At 62.5% G+C, this 20,443-nt stretch carries 18 protein-coding genes; 7 read left to right on the top strand and 11 right to left on the bottom strand.

Annotated features, from left to right (window positions below; all coding sequences use genetic code 11):
* Positions 1-99: 99 nt before the first annotated feature.
* Together AC5E6W_RS11980 and AC5E6W_RS11985 are read right to left on the bottom strand one after the other, a co-directional pair.
* Complete coding sequence (locus AC5E6W_RS11980; protein ID WP_491752534.1) at positions 100-1,155, bottom strand: 2-oxoacid:ferredoxin oxidoreductase subunit beta; 1,056 nt, start codon at positions 1,153-1,155, stop codon at positions 100-102.
* Positions 1,155-3,023: a 2-oxoacid:acceptor oxidoreductase subunit alpha gene (locus AC5E6W_RS11985; protein ID WP_491752535.1), complete on the bottom strand. Its 1,869-nt coding sequence runs from the start codon at positions 3,021-3,023 to the stop codon at positions 1,155-1,157. Before AC5E6W_RS11985 ends, AC5E6W_RS11980 begins: the two co-directional genes overlap by 1 nt.
* A gap of 416 nt (positions 3,024-3,439) precedes the next feature.
* Between AC5E6W_RS11985 and AC5E6W_RS11990 the strand changes: the two genes are divergently transcribed.
* On the top strand, positions 3,440-3,853 hold the full coding sequence (locus tag AC5E6W_RS11990) for a c-type cytochrome (RefSeq protein WP_491752536.1): 414 nt from the start codon (positions 3,440-3,442) through the stop codon (positions 3,851-3,853).
* A gap of 246 nt (positions 3,854-4,099) precedes the next feature.
* Here AC5E6W_RS11990 and hemG read toward each other — a convergent pair whose 3' ends face one another.
* From hemG to AC5E6W_RS12005, 3 genes are all read right to left on the bottom strand, one after another.
* A complete protein-coding gene (gene hemG, locus AC5E6W_RS11995) occupies positions 4,100-5,530 on the bottom strand; it encodes a protoporphyrinogen oxidase (RefSeq protein ID WP_491752537.1) in 1,431 nt (476 codons plus the stop codon).
* 3 nt (positions 5,531-5,533) lie between these two features.
* Positions 5,534-6,826, bottom strand: a complete 1,293-nt coding sequence (locus tag AC5E6W_RS12000) for a TIGR04053 family radical SAM/SPASM domain-containing protein (RefSeq protein WP_491752538.1) — start codon at positions 6,824-6,826, stop codon at positions 5,534-5,536.
* 141 nt (positions 6,827-6,967) lie between these two features.
* Positions 6,968-8,659 (bottom strand): FAD-dependent oxidoreductase, encoded by a 1,692-nt coding sequence (locus tag AC5E6W_RS12005; protein ID WP_491752539.1) that lies wholly within the window; start codon positions 8,657-8,659, stop codon positions 6,968-6,970.
* 354 nt (positions 8,660-9,013) lie between these two features.
* On the opposite strand from AC5E6W_RS12005, the gene AC5E6W_RS12010 reads away from it, so the two are divergent.
* Positions 9,014-10,447 carry a glutamine synthetase family protein gene (locus AC5E6W_RS12010; protein WP_491752540.1) on the top strand — a complete coding sequence of 478 codons (1,434 nt, stop codon included), beginning with the start codon at positions 9,014-9,016 and terminating at the stop codon, positions 10,445-10,447.
* A gap of 71 nt (positions 10,448-10,518) precedes the next feature.
* Here the strand turns inward: AC5E6W_RS12010 and AC5E6W_RS12015 are convergent, their stop codons facing one another.
* A complete protein-coding gene (locus tag AC5E6W_RS12015) occupies positions 10,519-10,989 on the bottom strand; it encodes a type II toxin-antitoxin system VapC family toxin (RefSeq protein ID WP_491752541.1) in 471 nt (156 codons plus the stop codon).
* Positions 10,959-11,210, bottom strand: coding sequence for a type II toxin-antitoxin system Phd/YefM family antitoxin (locus AC5E6W_RS12020; RefSeq protein WP_491752542.1), 252 nt, complete (start codon positions 11,208-11,210; stop codon positions 10,959-10,961). The genes AC5E6W_RS12015 and AC5E6W_RS12020 overlap by 31 nt, the downstream gene beginning before the upstream one ends.
* 150 nt (positions 11,211-11,360) lie before the next feature.
* On the opposite strand from AC5E6W_RS12020, the gene mdh reads away from it, so the two are divergent.
* Both mdh and AC5E6W_RS12030 read left to right on the top strand, forming a co-directional pair.
* Positions 11,361-12,293 carry a malate dehydrogenase gene (mdh, locus tag AC5E6W_RS12025; RefSeq protein ID WP_491752543.1) on the top strand — a complete coding sequence of 311 codons (933 nt, stop codon included), beginning with the start codon at positions 11,361-11,363 and terminating at the stop codon, positions 12,291-12,293.
* 129 nt (positions 12,294-12,422) lie between these two features.
* Positions 12,423-13,268, top strand: a complete 846-nt coding sequence (locus AC5E6W_RS12030; protein ID WP_491752544.1) for a transporter — start codon at positions 12,423-12,425, stop codon at positions 13,266-13,268.
* 89 nt (positions 13,269-13,357) lie between these two features.
* Here the strand turns inward: AC5E6W_RS12030 and AC5E6W_RS12035 are convergent, their stop codons facing one another.
* Positions 13,358-16,327: a M14 family zinc carboxypeptidase gene (locus AC5E6W_RS12035; protein WP_491752545.1), complete on the bottom strand. Its 2,970-nt coding sequence runs from the start codon at positions 16,325-16,327 to the stop codon at positions 13,358-13,360.
* A gap of 286 nt (positions 16,328-16,613) precedes the next feature.
* On the opposite strand from AC5E6W_RS12035, the gene AC5E6W_RS12040 reads away from it, so the two are divergent.
* Positions 16,614-16,874, top strand: a complete 261-nt coding sequence (locus AC5E6W_RS12040) for an RcnB family protein (RefSeq protein ID WP_491752546.1) — start codon at positions 16,614-16,616, stop codon at positions 16,872-16,874.
* A gap of 70 nt (positions 16,875-16,944) precedes the next feature.
* Here AC5E6W_RS12040 and AC5E6W_RS12045 read toward each other — a convergent pair whose 3' ends face one another.
* Both AC5E6W_RS12045 and AC5E6W_RS12050 read right to left on the bottom strand, forming a co-directional pair.
* Positions 16,945-17,457, bottom strand: coding sequence for a peptidylprolyl isomerase (locus AC5E6W_RS12045; RefSeq protein ID WP_491752547.1), 513 nt, complete (start codon positions 17,455-17,457; stop codon positions 16,945-16,947).
* 104 nt (positions 17,458-17,561) lie between these two features.
* On the bottom strand, positions 17,562-18,215 hold the full coding sequence (locus AC5E6W_RS12050; RefSeq protein ID WP_491752625.1) for a peptidylprolyl isomerase: 654 nt from the start codon (positions 18,213-18,215) through the stop codon (positions 17,562-17,564).
* Between the two features lie 309 nt (positions 18,216-18,524).
* On the opposite strand from AC5E6W_RS12050, the gene AC5E6W_RS12055 reads away from it, so the two are divergent.
* A complete protein-coding gene (locus AC5E6W_RS12055; protein WP_491752548.1) occupies positions 18,525-18,836 on the top strand; it encodes a putative quinol monooxygenase in 312 nt (103 codons plus the stop codon).
* On the opposite strand, the gene AC5E6W_RS12060 is transcribed toward AC5E6W_RS12055, so the two are convergent.
* The gene (locus tag AC5E6W_RS12060) at positions 18,829-19,995 is read right to left on the bottom strand and encodes a dipeptidase (RefSeq protein ID WP_491752549.1); all 1,167 of its coding nucleotides are present in this window, start codon (positions 19,993-19,995) and stop codon (positions 18,829-18,831) included. The genes AC5E6W_RS12055 and AC5E6W_RS12060 overlap by 8 nt on opposite strands.
* A gap of 219 nt (positions 19,996-20,214) precedes the next feature.
* On the opposite strand from AC5E6W_RS12060, the gene AC5E6W_RS12065 reads away from it, so the two are divergent.
* Entirely contained in the window at positions 20,215-20,412 is a 198-nt protein-coding gene (locus tag AC5E6W_RS12065; RefSeq protein WP_491752550.1) for a hypothetical protein, read from the top strand.
* The last annotated feature ends 31 nt before the right edge of the window (positions 20,413-20,443 follow it).

A 20,443-nucleotide genomic window follows, 5' to 3' on the forward strand; every position in this document is an offset into this window, starting at 1 on the left:
AGAACGGAAATTAGCCGTTTGCCTCCAGCAACCAACGGCGAAACCGGCGCCCGAGGGCGCCGGCTCGATCTCTCCATGCGGTTCAACAGGCTGTGCGACCTACATAAGCCGCTTCATCACGTCGTCGAGCACGCTCTTCGCCGGCCGCACCCGCTCCTCCGCCAACGTCGCCAGGGGCTCATCGACGAGGTTCAGCAATTCGGTAAAGCTCGGCTTGTCGGTCTCGACGTAGAAGATGCCCGTGAGCACCTCGCCCCGCTCGGCATGGTGCATCAGCGCCTCAATGGCCTTGCTGCGATCGGTCGGGTCGTAATCCTCCTGCAGCTTCTTCAGCCGCAGCTGACTGCCGTCGTGCATGCGAACGTTCACCGTCGTGCCCGGGTCGTACTCCACCGCGATGTCCTCGAACGCCGGCACAAAGCCCGTCTCGGCGATCGGCACATCGTGCTCCTGCATGTACTTGTAGCTGCGCGTCGAGCCCTCGTGATCGTTGAACGTCACGCAGGGGCTGATCACGTCGATGATCACCGTCCCGTTGTGCGCAATGGCCGCCTTCAGGATCGCGAGCAGCTGCTTCTTGTCGCCCGAGAACGAACGCGCCACGAACGTCGCGCCCAGCTGGATCGCCAGCGCACACGTATCGATCGCCGGAAGATCGTTAATGACGCCCGTCTTCAGCTTCGATCCGATGTCCGCCGTCGCCGAGAACTGGCCCTTGGTCAGGCCATACACGCCGTTGTCCTCGATGATGTAGAGGATCGGTACGTTGCGCCGGATCATGTGCACGAACTGCCCCATGCCGATGGAAGCGGTATCGCCGTCGCCGGAGACACCCAACGAGCGCATCGTCTTGTTCGCCAGCAGCGCGCCCGTCGCAACGGACGGCATGCGGCCATGCACGGTGTTGAAGGAGTGCGAGCGGCTCATGAAGTACGCCGGGCTCTTCGACGAACAGCCGATGCCGCTCATCTTCATCACGCGCTCAGGCTGCACACCCATCTCGTAGAACGCATCGATGATGCGCTCCGAGATGGCATTGTGGCCGCAGCCCGCGCATAGCGTCGTCTTGCCGCCGCGGTAGTCCAGCACCTGCAGGCCGATGTGATTCGTCTTCGGCGCCTTTGGGGCCTCAGTCGTAACGGGAGTAGTAGCCATTAGAGTCCCTCCTGCATCACCAGGTCATCGGTGATGGATCGCGCATCGATGGGCAGCCCGCCGAAGTGCCGAATGCTGCGCAGCTTCACAAGATGCTCCGCTGGAAGGTCCAGCTTGAGCAGTGAGAGCATCTGGCCATCACGGTTCTGTTCGACCACATACACGCGATCATGCGAAGCCACGAAATCAACCACCTCACGCGTGAACGGGAACGCCCGCAACCGCAGGTAATCGGTCTCGAGCCCAAACTCGGCACGCACCTGGTCACGGCTCTCGCGGAGAGCAAAGTCGGTCGACCCAAACGCGATCAACCCAACCTTGGCTTTGCCTGTCTGCACCACCTCTGGCCGCGGCACAAGTGTCCGCGCCGTCTCGAACTTCCGGTTCAGCCGCTCCACATTGTTCACGTAGTCATCGGGCCGCTCGGAGTACGCCGTCTTCTCGTTGTGGCTGGTGCCGCGCGTGAAGTACGCCGCCAGCGGATGATCCGTGCCCGGCAGCGTACGGCTGCCGATGCCCGAACCGTCTGTGTCCTTGTAGCGCGCAAATCCTCCGAGCTTGGTCAGATCGTCGGCAGTCAGCACGCGTCCGCGATCCATCGGCTTCTCGGGATACGCGAACGGCTCGCTCATCCAGTTGTTCATGCCCAGGTCGAGGTCGCTCATCACGAAGATTGGAGTCTGCAGCTGCTCGGCAAGATCGAACGCCGAGATCGCCATCTCGTAGCATTCCTTCACGCTGCCCGGGATCAGCAGCACATGCTTCGTATCCCCGTGCGAGAGGAACGCACACGCCAGCAAATCAGCCTGCTGGTTACGCGTCGGCATTCCTGTCGACGGCCCGCCGCGCTGCACGTCGAAGATGACTCCCGGAAGCTCAGCGTAATAACCCAATCCGGAGAACTCCGCCATCAGCGAGATGCCCGGGCCCGAGGTCGCAGTCATCGCACGCGCGCCAGCCCAGCCTGCGCCCAGCACGCCACCGATCGCCGCAAGCTCATCCTCAGCCTGCACGATCGCGAACGTCGCCTTGCCATCAGCCTCGACGCGGAACTTCTTCGCGTAGTCGATGAACGCCTCGACCACCGAAGTCGAAGGCGTGATCGGATACCACATCACCACCGTGCATCCCGCGAAGACGCAGCCCAGACCCGCAGCCGCATTGCCGTCGATGAGGATCTTGCCCTGCGTCGCATTCATCGGCACGAGCGAGTACGGATCCTGCTTGGTGAAGTTGGCCTTCGCATACTCAAAGCCCGCCTGCACCGCACCCCAGTTCAGGTCCGCAGCCTTCTGCTTCTTCGCAAACTGTTGCCGCACGGCGGACTCCACCGCATCCAGCGGCATCTCCAGCAGCCACGCCGCGACGCCCACATAGATCATGTTCTTGACCAGCTTGCGCAGCTTGGCCTCAGGACATACACCCGCAATCAGCTTGTCGAACGGCACGGGGTAGAACGCCACGTCGTCACGCTGCTGCGAGAGCTGGAAGGACTCCTCATAGATAACCGCAGCCCCCGGCCGCAGCGACCTCACGTCCTCCTGCCCGGTCTCCGCGTTCATCGCAATCAGGACGTCGATCTCCTTCTTGCGCGCGACGTAGCCATCCTTGCTGGCACGGATCGTGTACCAGGTCGGAAGGCCCGCGATGTTCGAGGGGAAGAGGTTCTTACCGCTGACCGGAATCCCCATCCGGAAGATGGTGCGCAGCAGAATCGCGTTCGCGGACTGAGAGCCCGAACCGTTCACGGTTGCGATCTGAATGCTGAGGTCGTTGATCTTTTTGCCCGGTGTTGCCGCGTTGGCCGTGGACCCTAATTCCGCCGGTCGATCGTGGCCGGCTGCCACCGCGACGTCTTGTGTCGCCATTGCTGAATCTCCCTTTGCCGAAACTCTTGAGAACCGCATTTCTAGCAGTTTTCCAGCGGAAAACAACCTAACACAGGCCCTGAACGACCGGCCCGCCTTCGGACGGTCATCGCACAGCTGTGCGCTGCCAACCGTCCCGTAGCGGACCTGTCCTGAGTCCGCAGCCGAATCAAGTTGCGCCCGAAGCAAGTATGGATTAGCTTGGCGGAGTTTGAACTGAGGTTCAGCACCGCGTGCGGTGACCGCTATCACACGGCTTGCCGCCACCTCATGACACGATCTCTTTGGTTCCGCTGCTCGTTTTCCCGGTTGAGGCGGGCAGCGGACCACCTTCCTCCCGCGATTCTCTCTCGCAGGCGATCGGGCTCAACCGGGTTCGAAACCGGTGTTTGCAGCCTCCACGGGAGGAGGCCTTCATGATCAAAGCCCTATTCGCCACCCCTGCCCTGCTGTTCATGGCTCTGCTTCCGCAGACGCCTTCCTCCACCGACACCGCAGCCAATGCTCCACTGGTGATTCCCGCCAGCGCTGCTGCCATGCCCAACCCCGTCAAATCCACGCCCGAATCGCTGGCCTTCTCCAAGAAAATGTACGGCTACGATTGCGCCATGTGTCACGGCGCCAAAGGCGACGGCAAGGGCGAGATGGTCGAGAGCATGAAGCTCAGCATGAAGGATCTGAGCAATCCCGCCACGCTCTCCGCCCGCACCGACGGCGAGCTCTTCTGGGTCATCAAGAACGGCTTCGGCCAGATGCCCGGCGAGGCCGGCCGCCAGACCGACGCTCAGATCTGGTCCATGGTGTACTACGTCAGAAACTTCTCCAAGTAACTCGCCCAAGGCGCGAGTCGAAGTGACCTCTGATGAAGTGGCACGAAGGATCAAGTGACACAACGTGCGAAGGTGCCGAACGGCAGGTCACGGCTTCAGCCGTGACAAAACGACGCGAGAATGACGCGGCTTTAGCCGCTGAGGGAATATTCGGGCCTGGATCCTTCAGTCCCAAAAATGACGGTCCGGCAGACTAACCTGCCGGGCCGTCCCTATTCGATAACTCCAGAACCACTTCACCTGCGGCTATTCCCGCACTAACTCGCCGACACTCACGCGCTCCAGCAAGTCTTTCGCCGCGTGCTGGCCGCCCCGGATGCAATCCGGAACCCCAACGCCCTCATAGGCATTTCCCGCAAGCGCCAGGCCCGGCAGCCGCGCCATCCTCGCTCGCACTCGGGCGATGCGCTCCGCGTGTCCGACAGCATACTGCGCCGACGTGCTGCGCCAGCGATACACCCGCGTGAACAGCGGCTCGGCGGTAACTCCCGCGATCTCTTCGAGGTCCCGGCGGAAGCAAGCCAGCAGCTCGCCTTCGCTAGCGCCCACCATCTCTGCCGCGCGAGTGCCGCCGAGAAAGCAGCGCAGCAGTCCGATGCCCTTCGGCGCACGGCCCGGAAACTTGCGATGCACAAACGTGCAAGCCGCCATCGCGCGGCCTTCGCTCGCCGGAACCAGGAAGCCAAATCCCTCCGGCAGGCTGTTCAGATCCTCAATATTGAACGCAAGCGTCGCAGTCACGGAAGACGCGTACGGCACACCCGCCAGCTCAGCGCTCAGCTCGCCGTCCGCAGGCCTCAGCAACATCGAGGCCACATTCGCCGGCGTTGCGACGATCAGCCCGTCGAAGTGCTCCGGGCCTTGCGGCGTACGCAGCACCCACTTTTCACCGTGCCGCTCGATGCCCTCAATCGCGACGCCCGTGCGGATGCGTTCCGGCGAAATACGCGCCTCCAGCGCCCACACCAGCGAAGCCATGCCGTCACGCAGCGTGGTGAACAGCGGGAGTTGCCGCTGCTCGGCCGCGCCACCCGTGGCGGCTTTCTTCATCTTGCGCCGCCCGGCCAGCATGCCACGCGTCAGGCTGCCGTACTTGGCTTCCATCTCCGCCATGCGCGGCAGCACGCTGCGCACGCTCAACTGCTCGGAGCTTCCACCATAGATCCCACTCAGCAACGGATCGCTGAGCCGGTCGACGACCTCGTTGCCGTAATGCCGCCGCACCAGGTCCGCGACCGTTTCGTCGCGATCGCTCGGCCGCGGTGGATGCAGCAGCTCGAAGGCCATGCGCAGCTTGGTCTTGAGCGAAAACAGCTTCGTCAGCGCGGTAGGAATCAGCTTGGTCGGCACCATGAACATCAGCCCGTCCGGCAGCTCCACCATGCGGTTCTTCACCACGATGTAGGTCTTGCGCTCGGTGTCATTCGATCCCACCAGCGACTCACCCAGCCCGACCTCGCGGCACAGCGTGCGGCCGGCTGGCTTCTCGCTAAGGAACGAATCCGGTCCGCCCTCCACGATGCAGCCTTCCACGATCTCCGAGCGAACGCAGCCGCCCAGGCGATCCGACCGCTCGAAGAGCACGTACTCCACCTGCTGGCCGGCCGCGCGAGCCTTCTCCAGCTCCCACGCCGCGCTCATGCCCGCAATCCCGCCGCCTACGATCGCGATGCGCATGGCTTACGCCTCCACCAACTGCTTCAGCTCCAGGTTGAGACCGTTCTGCGTTTCGACCGCGGCAGCAGCAGCCTCCGTAGTAATCCGCCGCGCTTCCATCGCCTGTTCCTGCATCTCCGCAGCGAGCGGGTGCGCGTCCTGCGCTACCGGGTGCCAGTTCTGCGGCTGATAGATGCAGCACGGCTCCTGCGCCAGCACATCGCCCGTGACAGCGAAGGCCCGGGCGCGCGAACCGCCGCACACTTGTTTGAACTCGCACACGCCGCACTTGCCATCCAGCAGCGACGTATTGCGCAGCACCTTGAAGATCGGCGCCTCCTGGTAGATCTCCGCCAGCGAACGGTCGCGGATATTGCCGGCCTGCAGCGGAAGAAAGCCCGAAGGATAAATCTCGCCGGTGTGTGAGACGAAGACGAAGCCCTTGCCGTCGTTGATCCGCCGCGTCGCCCAGCTATGCGTGCCGGCATACATCGGCCCACCACGCTCGCGCAGCGCATCGCCATGAGCATCGGCCTCGCGGGCCGCGCCCATCGCGTCCTCGCTGTCGGGAACATGTCCCTCAGCAGCGCGCTTGCGCTCCGTCTGCTTCTGCAGCAGGAAGCGGCGATAGTGCATGCCCTCGGTCGTCTTGATCTGGTACGGAACCCGCGTCGAAAGCTCGTAGATCTTCTCGAAGACCTTCTCGAAGTCCTCGCCGTCCAGCAGGTCGGCGGTCTTGCCGCGGCCCACAGGAACCAGCATGAAGATGTTCCACATTGCGATCTTCCAGTCCGTCAGCAGCGTCGCGACGTTGTCGAGATCGTGGATGTTGTGCCGGCTCACCGTCATATGCACCTGGATCGGCAGCCCCGCCTCGTTCGCGTACTGCACTGCTAGGCGCGTGCGCTCGAAGGTTCCTTCGACGCCACGGAAGACGTCATGAATCTCCGGACACGAGCCGTCAAGACTCACAGACAGCCGCACCACGCCCGCCTCCTTCGCCTTGAAGATCGCCTCGCGCGTCAGCAACGGGGTCGCGCTCGGAGCCAGCGCCGTGTGCACGCCCTTGCTATTCGCATAGCGCACCAGGTCGAAGATGTCCGCGCGCTTCAACGGATCGCCGCCGGTCAGCACGAAGATCGGCACATGCAGATCAGAGATCTGATCGATCAGGTTCATGCCCTCGGCAGTAGTGAGCTGCTGCGGGTGAGCGATGGGCTGCGCCTGCGCGCGGCAGTGCTTGCAGGCCAGGTCGCACGCCTGCGTCGCTTCCCAGATCACCAGGAAGGGCTGCTTGTCGAAGTCGAGTCCGTTCATTGGGTTCATAGCAACACCAGAACACCACCCCCAGCGCCGAACCGATGTGACACCTATCACCCGCCGGGGCTGCCCGAGTCACGCAGAAAGACAGAAAGGGCCGGGAGATTCTCCCGGCCCTCCCTTTTCGTTTGCTTTCCGCTAAGCGTTCAGCCGCGCATGGTCGTCCAGCGCCAGGTACTGGTGCACGAACGCAATCGCCATGCTGCCCTCACCCACCCCGCTCGAAACCCGCTTGATCGACTCGTGCCGCACATCTCCGGCGCAGAAGAAGCCCGGCAGGTTCGTCTCCAGCAGGAACGGCGTCCGGCGGCGATTGTCCCATCCCGGAAGGTCCACGACATCCCGCCCGGTGCAGATGTAGCCACGCTCGTCGCGCTCCAACCCCTTGGGCAGCCAACTAGTGTTGGCATCCGCGCCAATCATCACGAACAGCGCATCCGCCTTGCGCGTCCTGGGCTCCTCACCCTTGGCCTGCGTCGTCAGTGCCTCGAGATGACCCTCGCCACCAGCTTCGACCACGACCGTGTTCGTCTCGATGGTGACGTTGCACTTCTTCGCCAGCTGGTCCACCAGGTACTGCGACATCGTGAACTCCACCTTGGGTCCACGCACCAGAATCGTCACACTGCGCGCATAGCTGGTGAAGAACATCGCAGCCTGCCCCGCCGAGTTCCCCCCGCCCACGATGAACACATCCTTGCCGATCACCGTCTGCGACTCGGTTCTCGCGGCCCCATACAACACGCCGCGTCCGATCAGCTCCTCGACTCCCTTGGCCTGCAGCCGCCGCCAATCCACGCCCGTCGCCAGGATCACCGTGCGCGCCTGCACCCGGTCTCCGCCGTCCAGCTCCACGCAATAACCATGCCCGCCGTTGTCCACCGTCATCGCCTCCACGTTCACGACCGTCCGCGTCAACACCATCTCCGCGCCAAAGCGCGTCGCCTGGCGCAGCGCGCGCTCGCTCAGCTCATCGCCGGAGACACCATTCGGGAAGCCCAGGTAGTTCTCGATGCGGCTCGAAGTCCCCGCCTGTCCTCCAGCCGCGGCCCGCTCCACCAGCAGGACGCAAAGCCCCTCGCTCGCGCCATACACCGCAGCGGCCAGCCCTGCAGGCCCCCCGCCCACGATGATGACGTCGTACATCGACTTCGTCGGAAAGGTCCGCAGCCCAAGCGCCTGTGCGACCTTGCGCACCGTGGGCGGATGCTCCACGCAGTACGCGTGGTCCACCACCACCGCCGGTCCATCGAAGTCTTTGGGCATGCACATCGGCACGCGATCCGGCTCGCTATCGCGGTCCACCCACTCGTACGGAATCCGGTTCATCCCCAGGAAGGTCCGGATATCGCGGCAGTCGGTATCGTACTGCGAGCCCACCACCAGCACCCGTGCCGAGGGAGTATCCATCGCATACTTCTGCACACGGCCCAGGCGCTCGTTCATCGTCTGCAGGATCACCGCCGAGCACTTCTCCGAGTCCTGGATGAGCTCCTGGAGCGTCTGCCGCTCAAACCGAGCCACACGGCACCACGTAGCCGCCTTCAGCGAGGCCAGCGACGACGTCCCCAGCAGGATCGGAACCTCACCAAAGAAGTCTCCCGCCTGGTACTTGAACTCGTCGAAGAACCGTTCGCGCCCCATGACTTCCTTCGATAGCTTCATCTGGCCCTCGAGGAGCACAAAGAAGTGCGGCGTCTCGCCCTCGCGGATCAGGTACTCATCCTCGCGCAGATAGACGTCCGCGGCCTTGGTCGCCAGCCGGTCCCGCTCAGCAGCATCGAGACACTCAAAGACCTTGCAGATGCGTAGCTCTTCCCCGGTAATCATGCTTCTATTCTCCCACTTCCCGCGCCCAACCTCTATCCCGTCGGGAGTCCCGGAACGTTACTCATTGGGACTACCGCGGACCCGCTCGAGAGGGTACTTCGGACCGCCTCGCCGCCATCTGGCCCACCAGCACGATGTCCAGCCCCCACTCACCTGAGGTTCCCGGAAATCGCGCGCCGGAAAGCCGCTCCCAGAGCGGTTTCTGATAGTTTTGAATCGGATGGCCGCGGCCGAACAGGCGTTGTCTGCAGCAGCTCGGTCATCGTCTCGGAATCAAAAGACCTTGGCACGCCGGGCGTGTGCCACGCTACACTTTTCCCAAACCTTTCATCCCTTTTTCTTTGAAGGAGCATCATGCCCAGCGAATACCGCGACTTTCTGGAGTTGTCGTACGAGGAGCTCGAGGAGCTCAACCTGCAGGCCAAGGAACAGCGCAAGAAGCGCGTTGATCCCGAGACGATCCAGGAAGAGCGCGTCAAGTGGCTGACGGACACCAAGGGCGTCAAGGCCGTTACGGTCCTGTTCTCGGACCTCGAAGGCCGTCTCCACATGCTCGACTACGACAAGAAGTTCCTGCTCAAGAGCTACGACAACCTGACCTTCGACGGCAGCTCGATCCGCGGCTTTACCGCCCAGCGTGAATCGGACCTCCGCCTGGCTCTGGACTGGAGCGCCTTCTACTACACCCCCGCCGACATCTTCGGCGCCGGCAAGGTCCTCGTGTTCGGTGAGGTCATCGACAAGAACGGCGGTCACTACGCCGGAGACCTCCGCGGCGTGCTCAAAGCCTTCTGCAAGGAGCAGTTCGAGAAGAACGGCTATACCCTCAACGCCGCCAACGAGATCGAAGGCTTCCTCTTCGAAGGCCTCGACGCCGAGCGCAACTTCCCGCTCACCGGCAAGTTCGAGTACACCAACCAGGGTGGCTACTACCACTCGCTGCCTGGCGATCCGCTCCGCGAGTTCATCGACCTCACCGCCGAGGTCCAGCGCGCCATGGGCTTCGAGAACGAAAAAGACCACCCTGAAGTCGCCCCCTCCCAGTTCGAGATCAACTACACCTACGGCGATGCCGTCGCCGCCGCCGACCAGATCCAGCTCTACAAGCTGATCTGCCGCCAGGTCGCGAACCAGATGGGAATGACCGCCAGCTTCCTTCCCAAGCCGGTCGTGGGCGTCAATGGTTCGGGCATGCACACCAACGTGTCCATCACCAACAAGAGCGGCAAGAACCTCTTCTGGGACCCGCAAGGCCAGGAGAAGATCTCCAAGATGGCGTGGACGTTCGTGGACAAGATCCTCACCCACGGCAACGACATCTGCCTGCTGCTCAACGCCTCGGTGAACGCCTACCGCCGCCTCGATCCCCACTTCGAAGCCCCGAACCAGATCAAGGCCTCAGCCACCGATCGCGGCTCGATGGTCCGCATCCCCATCGGCAACGAGAAGTCGGCCCGCGTCGAGGTCCGTTCGGTCGGTCCCGATGCCAACCCCTACGCCGTCCTCTACACCGTCTTCAAGACCGGCCTCAGCGGCAACGTCGCGAAGATCAAGAACCTCCGCCAGGCTGAGCGCTACCTGCCCGACAACATCTACACGGCCCTCGAAGACTTCAAGGCCGCCGAGTGGACCACCGAGCTGCTGGGCGAGGACGTCAAGGCTCGCTACGCCGAGCTGAAGCAGGGCTCAGCCGATCGCTGCCCGCGCCTGCTCGGCACCATCGTCAAAGCCTCCGAGGTCCAGTTCCATCACGAGGTCTACAACCAGCTCCTCTGGGGCCAGTTCTAGACCTCCAGTTACAGCAGAACCACGAAGGGCCGGCACTCGCCGGCCCTTCGTGTTGATACTCACCCTGGAGTCTAGGGCTTTCCGAAGAGAAACGGATTTTCCAATTCGACATCGAAGTCGGCAAAGTCGCGTGTATTGCGTGTCGCCACAATGAGTCCGTGAACTCGAGCCATCGCGGCGATCATGGCGTCGGGAAGCTTGTCCGACTTGAGTCCACGGAGTAGACGCGCTGTCTCACGACTCGCTGCAGAGTCGAACGGAATCACTGCGCTGCCCCCTTCGAGACGAGTGATCCAGAACTCAAACTGCGCGGCCCGCACTGGGTCCTTCGGTCGCAGCTTCTCCACACCCATCTGCATTTCAAACAACGCTATGACCGGAATTCCGAATCCGTCTTCATGATGCGCGGTGAACCACGCCAACACCCCGCCGTGGGGACGGCGCGGATTGTCCACGTCGGACAACACGGGCTTGCCCACCTCCGACAACACGTTTGTGTCGAGCAGATACTTCAAAGCTTCACGGGCTTTCTCATCTTCCAACCCCTCCGGTCCGGGATTGGGAGTTCTCCTTCTGGTCGAGAAAGCAGGATTTCAAGCAGAGATGGCTTGGGCGCCCCTTGCAGGCTTTCCCACTGATCGAACGGAACGACGACAGCGGTCTTTACACCTCGCTGCGTGATGATCTGTGGCCCCTTTTTCTTCGCCGTATCGATTACCTCACTCAGCCGCGCCTTTGCATCCTGTAGCTGCCAAGTCCCCATCGATTGCCTCCTGACCAGCTTCCTGACCAGTTTACGCCCTTCCCCTTTCCGAACACCGGGTTCGCTAATCGCCTGCCTGCGCCGAAGCTCCCACCACCGGGACTATCATGGAAAAGTCGCAATGACGCAGCTTTTCTCAGTGGAGACAACATGCAGCGGAAGAAGGTAACAGTAGTTGGCGCCGGCAACGTGGGCGCGACGGCAGCACATTGGATCGCAGCCAAGGAACTGGCCGACGTTGTGCTCATCGATGTAGTCGAAGGCGTGCCCCAGGGCAAGGCGCTCGACCTCGCCCAGGCCATGCCCATCGAGAAGCGCGACGTCGCGCTCATCGGCACCAACGATTACGCCGACACCGCCAACTCCGACGTCGTCGTCATCACCGCGGGAATCGCCCGCAAGCCCGGCATGAGCCGCGACGACTTGCTCAACACCAACTTCAAGATCATGAGCGACGTCGCGGAGAAGGCCCTCGCGGCCTCGCCCAACGCCATCTTCATCATCGTCTCCAATCCCCTCGACGCGATGGCGCAGACCGCCTTTAAGAAACTCGGCATCCCCCGCGAGCGCGTCATCGGCATGGCCGGTGTGCTGGACTCCGCCCGCTTCCGCACCTTCATCGCGCAGGAGCTCGACGTCTCCGTCGAGAACGTCACCGCCTTCGTCCTCGGCGGCCACGGCGACACCATGGTGCCGCTCTCGCGCTACTCCACCGTCGCCGGCATCCCCATCACCGAGCTCATCGAGCCGACCCGCCTGAAGGAGCTCGAGGACCGCACCGCCAACGGCGGCGCAGAGATCGTCAAACACCTCAAGACCGGCTCCGCCTACTACGCTCCCTCCGCCGCTGCGGTAGAGATGGTTGAAGCCATCCTCAAGGACAAGAAGAAGATCCTACCCTGCGCGGCATACCTCCAGGGCGAGTACGGCATCACCGGCCTCTACGTCGGCGTTCCGTGCAAGCTCGGCGCCAAGGGCCTTGAGCAGATCATCCAGATCAAGCTCACCGCAGACGAGCAGACTGCCCTCAACAAGTCCGCCGCCGCCGTCAAGGAACTCTGCACCGTCATTGGCGTCGCGTAACGACTTACAAGCACGATGCAAGCGAGAGACCCGCTTTCGAGCGGGCCTCTCGCATTGCGGCCGCGAATGAACACATCGTCATCGTGAACAAGGCCGCCGATCATGCCGTTGTAACCATCCGGTGACAACATGCTCCCGATGTACGCTGCCCCCTCTCGGCTTCTCTCACTCCTCGGTCTCCTCCTGGCCTCCTCCGCCGCCTGCGCGCAGGCCGGGCCGCCCTATCAGACCGACGACCCTGACCCCGTCGACTATCACCACTTCGAGATGTACGCCTTCTCGCTCTCCGACAGCTCCCAGCATGCCGGCACAGCCGTCGCAGGCCCCAGCTACGAGATGAACTTCGGCATCGCGCCGCGGATGCAGTTCCACTTCGTGCTGCCCTTCGTCAACGTCTTCGCTCCCGACGGCACCGTCACCCACGGCATCGGCGATACGGAGCTTGGCCTCAAGGTGAAGCTCCTGCCCGAGTCGAAGCTAATCCCCGAGACCGGCATCTTTCCCTTCGTCGAGCTGCCCACCGGCGACTCCTCACGCGGCCTCGGCGTGGGCAAAACCTGGTACCGCATCCCGGTCTGGTTCAAGAAGGGCTTCCAGGACGATAAGTGGACCGAGTACCTCGGTGGCGGCATGGCCGTCGTCCCGCAGACCGGCTACTACAACTACCCCTTTGCCGGCTTCCTCAGCCAGCACAAGTTCACCGAGAAGCTGGTGCTCGGCGTGGAGCTCTTCGGCCATGGAGCCGAAGGCCAGCGAGACGTTGCCGGCGACCACGCCATCCTCGCCGACTTCGGAGGCTACTACGCCTTCGGAGACCACTTCCAGCTGCTGTTTGCAGGCGGCCACAGCATCGTTTGGGCGCCCGAGACCTACACCTATCTCGCCGCCTACTGGACGTGGCCCAAGAGCAAGGACGACGACAAGGCCAAGGACGAAGGCCACGCCGAAAACCTCTTCGGAGCCTTCACGCACTAGCCCAGGCAGCAAAACAAGAAGCCCGCTGCAGGCCCGTGGAGTCACCACAGGCCCAACAGCGGGCGATTCCATTCCTCAGTTCGTTCCTACTACTGTTGAGACTCACCAGCAGCCGGGGCCGCGCCACGCCCAGCTGGCGTCGCGGCCTTGCCCGCATCCAGGTGATCCCAGTTGATGATCGTGTTGAAGCCCAGCGCGAACGTGCCCTGCGTCTGCCAGCGCCAGAACGGCCGAATCGCAAACATCACGACATGCCCCTGGCCCAACGGCTGATCCACGATCATCGCGCGGCCTGAGAGAGCCGTGCCGCCCGCAAGCTCGCCAGACAGCAGAATGTCGTTCGGGTTCGACGGGAAGCTCAGCACCACGCGCGGCGAAGGCTCTGCAGGGCCCTCAGCCCCGCGACCTCCACCACCACCTCCGCCTGCGCCACCGCGACCACCAGCACCCCGCCGAACCGCAGCCCGTGCCGCCGCGCCATCCGCCTCCAAAGTCGGCAGCCCCGACGTCGGAGTCTCCTCGTTCACGTCAGGGTTGAACGGCGAGAGCGCAATCGGTGAAGCGTTGGGCGTGATGTCCACACCCACACCCGGCACCGTCCGTCCGCCGCCAAAGCCACCCCCGCCGCCTCCGAAGCCTCGTCCACCACCCACGGCTGCCGCCAGCACTGGCTCCTGGCTGAAGTACACCGGAAGCTGCGTGCCGTTGTAGCCATACATCACCGGGCTCTGCGCGTCGGAGATCATGCCGCGCATCAACGCGCCCTTCGCATACAGGTTCCCCGGATGCTCCACCGTCACCAGCGACGTAATGCCATAGTCCGGCAGGATCGTGCTCGTCGAGCCTTCGGTGATCAGCGTGCCGCCCTCATCCACAAACTTCACCAGCTCCGCCACGCCCTCAATGCCCATGCCGCCGCGGATATCATCCGACGAGTCCTCGGCGCCAAGGTTCGGCGTCAGCTCGCTCTTCTTGTAGGGCACCGCATCGCCACCCGGCAGCTTCGGAATGCCATTGACCTGCGACACCGACGTGCCTCCGATCGACGGCAGCAGGATCACGTCATACTTCTCGCGCAGATGGCCTTCACGCAGCTTCTGGTCGGCAAAGTACGTGTACGGGATGCCGTAGTGATCCAGCGCCGCACGAACCCATCCTTCGTCCTGCGTACGCGCCCAGGAGTGCACATATCCAATGCGCGGCACCGTCAGCGGATGCGTCTTCACCGTCAAGCCCGACGTGAAATACGCCGTCAGCCCCAGCGACTCGATCGACTTCCGCACGTCTGCATTCGCCGTGTCCCGCACCACGAACGCACCCGCCCGCAGCTTGTGTCCATCCACCGTGAAGTCCTGCTCCGCCGCTTCCATCTTCACCGTCGGGTTCTTGAACCGGAAGGTCGCCAGCACATTGTCCGTGTTGTTCTCGACCACCAGCGTGTCACCCGTGCCACCGATCTTGCCCGGCGCAACCACATCCACCAGGATCGGCTTCGAAGCCCCCGCCAGCACAGCCTTATCCGTAATCGTCCGCACCGTGACGTTCCGCATCAGCGGCATCGTCCATCCGGTGTCGTCGTACGGAATCGGGTTCGTGATCGGATAGTTCTGCAGGCTGAAGTACAGGTCCACCAGCGTGCGATACGGCTGGTCCGCGCGGATGATGTAATCGCCCGCAGCCACCTTCACGTCGCCATAGGTCGCATCCGCCGGCGCGACCTCAATCTCCACACCCTGGTGGCGAAGGTCATTCACCATCTCGACCGTGTTCACGCGATGCTTCTGCGCCGCCGGGATTACCCAGCCATACGTCGGGCCGTCCTTGCCCTTCTCCACGCTGCGCTTGCTCTTCATCCAGTAGTTCTCGAGATACAACGTCTTCTCGGTCGCCACCTTGTTCAGCGCGATCAGGATCGCCGACTCCTGGATATCCGTGTTCGCACGCGGTCCCCACTTGATCGAAGGCAGCGGAGGATTCGGCCGATACCACTCGCGGCTCGTCGCCGTCGCAGGAAGCTGCAGGTTCGCATTGTTCTCCGGCCCATACGACTGCACCTCGTAGAAGCGCCCAAACGAGTTATGCGACTCCGCAATCCAGAAGAGATAGTTCGGCACCCAGCCGTCGTAGTAGCCGTACGTGAAGACGCCCGGCACACCGCGCTTGGCCATCTCCATCACCTCGGTCTCGGCCAGCATCCACCACTCGTCAATCGCAATCGGATCGAGCGAAGGGTTATACGGCCCCGTTCCCGTCGACACATACAGGTACGACTGCGCCTCATGCAGATCGTGCAGGATCGTCGGGTGCCACTCCAGCATGCCCGCCGTAATGTTCTGCGTCAGGTGCAGCAGCTGGCCCATGCCATCGCGGTTGTTGTCATGCGCGACGTACTTGCCCCAGTACATCAGCGGAGGCTTGGTCTTGCCCGTCTTCTTGCCGTAGTAGTAGGTGTCCACCTGCTTGTCGCGGCCATCCGGCTCGACCACCGGCGTAATGAAGACGATCGCGTTGTCGCGGATGTTCTTGATCGTCGGCGACTCTTCCACGATCAGCCGATACGCCAGCTCCACTAGCATCTGCGGCCCGCCGGTCTCGGGCGAATGAATGCCCGACGTGATCCAGTAGATCGGCTTCGACGTGTGGATGATCTTCTGCGCCTGCTCCTCGGTCGTCTTGCGCGGATCGCCCAGCGCCGCCAGCTCGCCCTTGTACTTGTCGAGGTTCTTCATCGACTCTTCGCTGCCGATCGCCAGCACGACCATGTCGCGCCCCTCTTCGGTCTTCAGCGGAAACTTCCAGAACTTCGCCCGCGGCGAATCCTTCGCCAGCTCCTGGTAGTAGCGATAGATGTCTTCGGCGTAATACAGCTCGCCCGGCTGGCCCGGCATCGAGCCCAGGAACTTCAGCGGCGTGGGAATCGTCTTCGACGCCGGAAGATGATCCACCAGCTCGGTCGAGAACCGCGGATCCGTCAGGTACTCCTTGATCTTCGCGGTGTAGTCCGGATCATCCGGCTGCTTGGCCGCCGGCTTCTGTCCAAGAGCAAACGTGGCAGGCAAAAGGCCACACAATAGCGCAAGCGCGCCGCTACGGCGAACCAAAACAGTGAATTTCAGCATGCATACAAACTACAGGAAGTGTCGTAAAACGCAACTTGCGCTGCCGCCGAGGCAACCCCAGGGGTACGTGTCACTTTGCTGCGAAAGCCCCTCGTTGGTGCGCAGCAGTTGCATCTAACCTTCTAAGGCGATTGCGACGCTTGGCTTCAAAAACGGAGAAATGATGAACAAGCTAGCAACAGGTCTACTTCTTTCAGGATTGATTCTCGGACAGTCCTTGGCGTCCATGGCACAACGTCCGGACGATCATCACGAAAATCAGGGCGACAATCATCAGCCCCACCAGTACGTACAGCACAATGACTGGAAGAAGGGCCACCGCATGCAGCCGGACGATTGGAATCGCGGCCAGCAGGTTGACTATCGCTCCCACCATCTCAATGCGCCGCGCCGCGGCTACGAATGGCGCGAAGTCGACGGCAACTACGTCATGGCCGCCGTTGCCACCGGCGTCATTGCTTCGATCATCGTGGCCAACGGCCGCTAACGCTGCGTAAGTAACGCTCGAAAGGACCTGCCCTGAGGCAGGTCCTTTCGTTTTCTTGCGTTGCAATCTCTTACGAGCGCTCGATCGTCACCGACTCCAGCACCACCGGAGTCTTCGGGCGGTCCATCCCGTCGCGCGCGACCTTCGAGATCTTCTCCACGATGTCGTAGCCCTCAGTCACTTCGCCGAAGATGGTGTGCTTGCCCGTCAGCCAACTGGTGTCCGTCACGGTGATGAAGAACTGCGAGCCGTTGGTGTTGGGTCCCGCGTTCGCCATCGCCAGCTTACCCGGCGCCTTGAAGTGATGCGGCGAACCCTTGGTCTCGTCCGCGAACTTGTAGCCCGGGCCGCCCATGCCGGAGCCCATCGGGTCGCCGCCCTGGATCATGAAGTCCGGGATCACGCGATGGAAGATGGTGCCGTCGTACAGCTTGGTCTGGCCGGCCTTCTTCGTCGGTGCGCTCCACTCCTTCGTACCCTCGGCCAGCTCCACGAAGTTCGCTACCGTCAACGGAGCCTCGGCCTCAAACAGCTTTGCCTTGATCGTGCCTTCCGATGTCTTGAATACTGCGGTCAATGCCATTACGTTTCCTCTTTCTTTGCTGATTCTCTCGTACGAATCTCTAAGGTTTGGATGCGCCCACCGGGCCGGAGGCTCGGAAGCTGGACGTCAGGGTTGCCCAGAAGCTATGGTGCCGGCGGCGTAGCGGGAGCAGCGGCTGGGACTGCAGCGGGAGCAGGAGCTGGGTTCGGATCTGGCGGCAGCGGCTGTCCCGGCTTCAGCACGGTAACCTTCTTCAGCACCACCGGCGTCACTGGCTTGTCGTTCGCGCCGCGCTGCACCCGCGCAATCGACATCACCATCACCACCGTGTGCTCATCGCACTGCCCAAAGATCGTGTAGTGCCCCGTCAGGTCCGGCTGCGGGGCCTCCGTGATGAAGAACTGCGCGCTGTTGGTGTTCGGTCCGGAGTTCGCCATCGCCAGACGGCCCGGAACGTCGAAGCGCAGTGAAGGCGAGATCTCGTCCTCGATGTAGTACCCGGCGTCTCCGGTCCCATCGCCAACACGATCCCCGCCCTGAATCATGAACTGTGGAATCACCCGATGAAACGTGGTGCCATCATAGAACGGCACGCCCGTCACCTTCTTGGTCGTCACCGGATCGATGAACTCCTTGGTGCCGGTGGCCAGGCCCACGAAGTTCGCGGAGGTGATCGGCGCCTCCTTGTCAAAGAGTCGGCAAACCAACCGTCCCATCGAAGTATCGAAAACAACCGTGGGACCGGTCGGTACCGCGGGCGGCGCCTCGTGTACTGTCGCAGAAGGAGCGTCCGGCAGATCCGCAGGCGCTGTCTGAGGAGGTGGAGTGGAGGTCTGCGCGGCTGCGGACAAGGCAAAGCTCATAGCCGCGAACCAGGGTAGCGAAGGTAACGTCACACGCATCATGCCATCTTAGAGGCTAGATCATTTTCCCTCTCGGTGTGAACCATGACTGAATCGGACGAGCGTCTTCTCCGAGGAAAACGCCACCGCACGGCACCTTCAGGATATCCAGCTACAGGCAAAAATGATCGAACCGAATCACTGGACTCCGGGAAAAACCCGGCGTCATCCCATCCACCCAATCGCCCGAGGAGAACGTTCGCGATGTCAAGGTTTGCACTATGGGTCATGTTGAAGGCAAAACCAGGGAGAGAAGCCGAAGCCGAGGTCTTCCTGAAGCAGCGCGCAGAGGCGGCCCGCACGGAAGCCACCACCAACACATGGTATGGCGTCAGGATCACGCACGGCGTCTACGCCGTCTTCGGCACCTTCCACGATCAGGAAGGCCGCGAGGCGCACCTGCACGGTGACGTCGCCACAGCCTTGATGGCGCGCGCACCCGAACTCTTCAGCAATGTGCTGCAGGTCGAGAAGATGGACGTGCTCGCGACCAAGGACTCCGCCGTCTTCAACTAGCGCCCGCAACGGCCGCAACCTCACGCATCACCCGCAGCATATTGCCGCCGAGCAGCAGCTTCAGTTGCTCGGCAGAATACCCGCGTTCCAGCAGCGCGCGCGGTATCTTCGGCAGGTCCGCGGCGCTGCGGATTCCCTCCGGCAGCGTCGCAAAGCCATCGAAATCCGAACCCACGCCCACATGCTCGATGCCTGCCACCTTCGCAATGTGATCGAAGTGATCGATCAACGCCTCGAAGCGCGGCGCCGGAAACAACTTGCCCACATGCTCCGCGTAGAAGGCCCGATCGACCACCAGCGAAGCCGCGTACGGCGCAGGCACGCCGCGCTCGCGATACGGAAGATCCGCCGCCTCATACAACGGCTTGCGCATCGCCTCGGTCGCGCGCCAACCTTCGCGAAACGCCTCATCGACGAAGGACGCATAGAAGTTCACCATCACGATGCCCCGCTTCGCAGCCACCGCGCGCAGCTGCTCATCGGTAAGGTTCCGCAACGCGCCGTTCAGCGCCCGCGCGCTCGAATGGCTCGCAATGATCGGAGCCGTCGAACACTCCAGCACCTGCCAGAACGTGGCATCCGAGACATGGCTGACGTCCACCATCATGCCCAGCCGGTTCATCTCCGCCACGACCTCACGCCCGAACGCCGTCAGCCCTCCATGATGCTGCACGGTCGCATCCTCGAGGTCGCCCGAGCTGTCGGCCCACTCATGGGTGTTCGTCCACGTCAGCGTCATGTAGCGCACGCCCTGCGCATAGAACGCGCGCAGCTTCTCCAGGCTCGCCTCAATCGCGTGGCCGCCCTCGAGCCCCAGCAGCACACAGAATTTCCCCGCCGCCTTCGCCGCAACGATGTCCTCCGCGGACACACCCAACACCATCGCGTCGGGATGCTTCGTAAGCTGCTCCTTCACTCCGCCCAGCAGCGCCGCAGCCCGCTCTCCAAAGCGCCCCGGCCATTCATGCGGATCCACCCAGATCGCAAAGAACTCCGCATCGAGCCCACCGGCACGCGCTGTGTCGAGGCTCACCATGCCCGTCCCCACCGGATCGGCCATGTCCCAACCTTCATCCACGAAGCGCTGCGGTGTATCCGCATGGCCGTCAATCACAATCGCTTCGCGCTGCAACTCTTCCCAATCGTCCGAATGTCCCATATATCTCGACATCGCGAATACGAGTGCAGTCCCCACTCACTCTCACGCGAAGTCTCCATTCTACCAATGCGTTGCGATGCGCTCGCCGCTCTTGTGATGACACTCATCTCAACATCTGCCAGAAGGCAACCAAATCAATCCACAAGTCAGGAACGGATGCTCGGTGATCGGCAACCCGATACGTTCTGCAGCCATCCATCTAGGGGAGTGAGGTGAACCATGGCATCTGGATTAGACTCCACCAAGACCGCAGCCCGTCCTTCGCACGAAGCCATTGAGACCGGTGCCCCTTCCAGCGTTGACGCCACACCGGAAGAACGCGTCGATCGCGAAGCGATGCAAGGCGCCAAGCGAGCCCAGAACAGAATCCACGACAACGAAGAAAAAATTCCCGGAGATTCCATCTTCACGAAGTAGCGAACGCACAACCTCCGGGCGTACTATTCCG

Source organism: Bryocella sp. (genome assembly GCF_058498515.1).

Excerpts from the sequence above, each read along its gene's own strand:
- AC5E6W_RS11980 (WP_491752534.1), bottom strand. The coding sequence starts at position 1,155 with ATGGCTACTACTCCCGTTACGACTGAGGCCCCAAAGGCGCCGAAGACG.
- AC5E6W_RS11985 (WP_491752535.1), bottom strand. The coding sequence starts at position 3,023 with ATGGCGACACAAGACGTCGCGGTGGCAGCCGGCCACGATCGACCGGCG.
- AC5E6W_RS11990 (WP_491752536.1), top strand. The coding sequence starts at position 3,440 with ATGATCAAAGCCCTATTCGCCACCCCTGCCCTGCTGTTCATGGCTCTG.
- hemG (WP_491752537.1), bottom strand. The coding sequence starts at position 5,530 with ATGCGCATCGCGATCGTAGGCGGCGGGATTGCGGGCATGAGCGCGGCG.
- AC5E6W_RS12000 (WP_491752538.1), bottom strand. The coding sequence starts at position 6,826 with ATGAACGGACTCGACTTCGACAAGCAGCCCTTCCTGGTGATCTGGGAA.
- AC5E6W_RS12005 (WP_491752539.1), bottom strand. The coding sequence starts at position 8,659 with ATGATTACCGGGGAAGAGCTACGCATCTGCAAGGTCTTTGAGTGTCTC.
- AC5E6W_RS12010 (WP_491752540.1), top strand. The coding sequence starts at position 9,014 with ATGCCCAGCGAATACCGCGACTTTCTGGAGTTGTCGTACGAGGAGCTC.
- AC5E6W_RS12020 (WP_491752542.1), bottom strand. The coding sequence starts at position 11,210 with ATGGGGACTTGGCAGCTACAGGATGCAAAGGCGCGGCTGAGTGAGGTA.
- mdh (WP_491752543.1), top strand. The coding sequence starts at position 11,361 with ATGCAGCGGAAGAAGGTAACAGTAGTTGGCGCCGGCAACGTGGGCGCG.
- AC5E6W_RS12030 (WP_491752544.1), top strand. The coding sequence starts at position 12,423 with ATGCTCCCGATGTACGCTGCCCCCTCTCGGCTTCTCTCACTCCTCGGT.
- AC5E6W_RS12040 (WP_491752546.1), top strand. The coding sequence starts at position 16,614 with ATGGCACAACGTCCGGACGATCATCACGAAAATCAGGGCGACAATCAT.
- AC5E6W_RS12045 (WP_491752547.1), bottom strand. The coding sequence starts at position 17,457 with ATGGCATTGACCGCAGTATTCAAGACATCGGAAGGCACGATCAAGGCA.
- AC5E6W_RS12055 (WP_491752548.1), top strand. The coding sequence starts at position 18,525 with ATGTCAAGGTTTGCACTATGGGTCATGTTGAAGGCAAAACCAGGGAGA.
- AC5E6W_RS12060 (WP_491752549.1), bottom strand. The coding sequence starts at position 19,995 with ATGGGACATTCGGACGATTGGGAAGAGTTGCAGCGCGAAGCGATTGTG.
- AC5E6W_RS12065 (WP_491752550.1), top strand. The coding sequence starts at position 20,215 with ATGGCATCTGGATTAGACTCCACCAAGACCGCAGCCCGTCCTTCGCAC.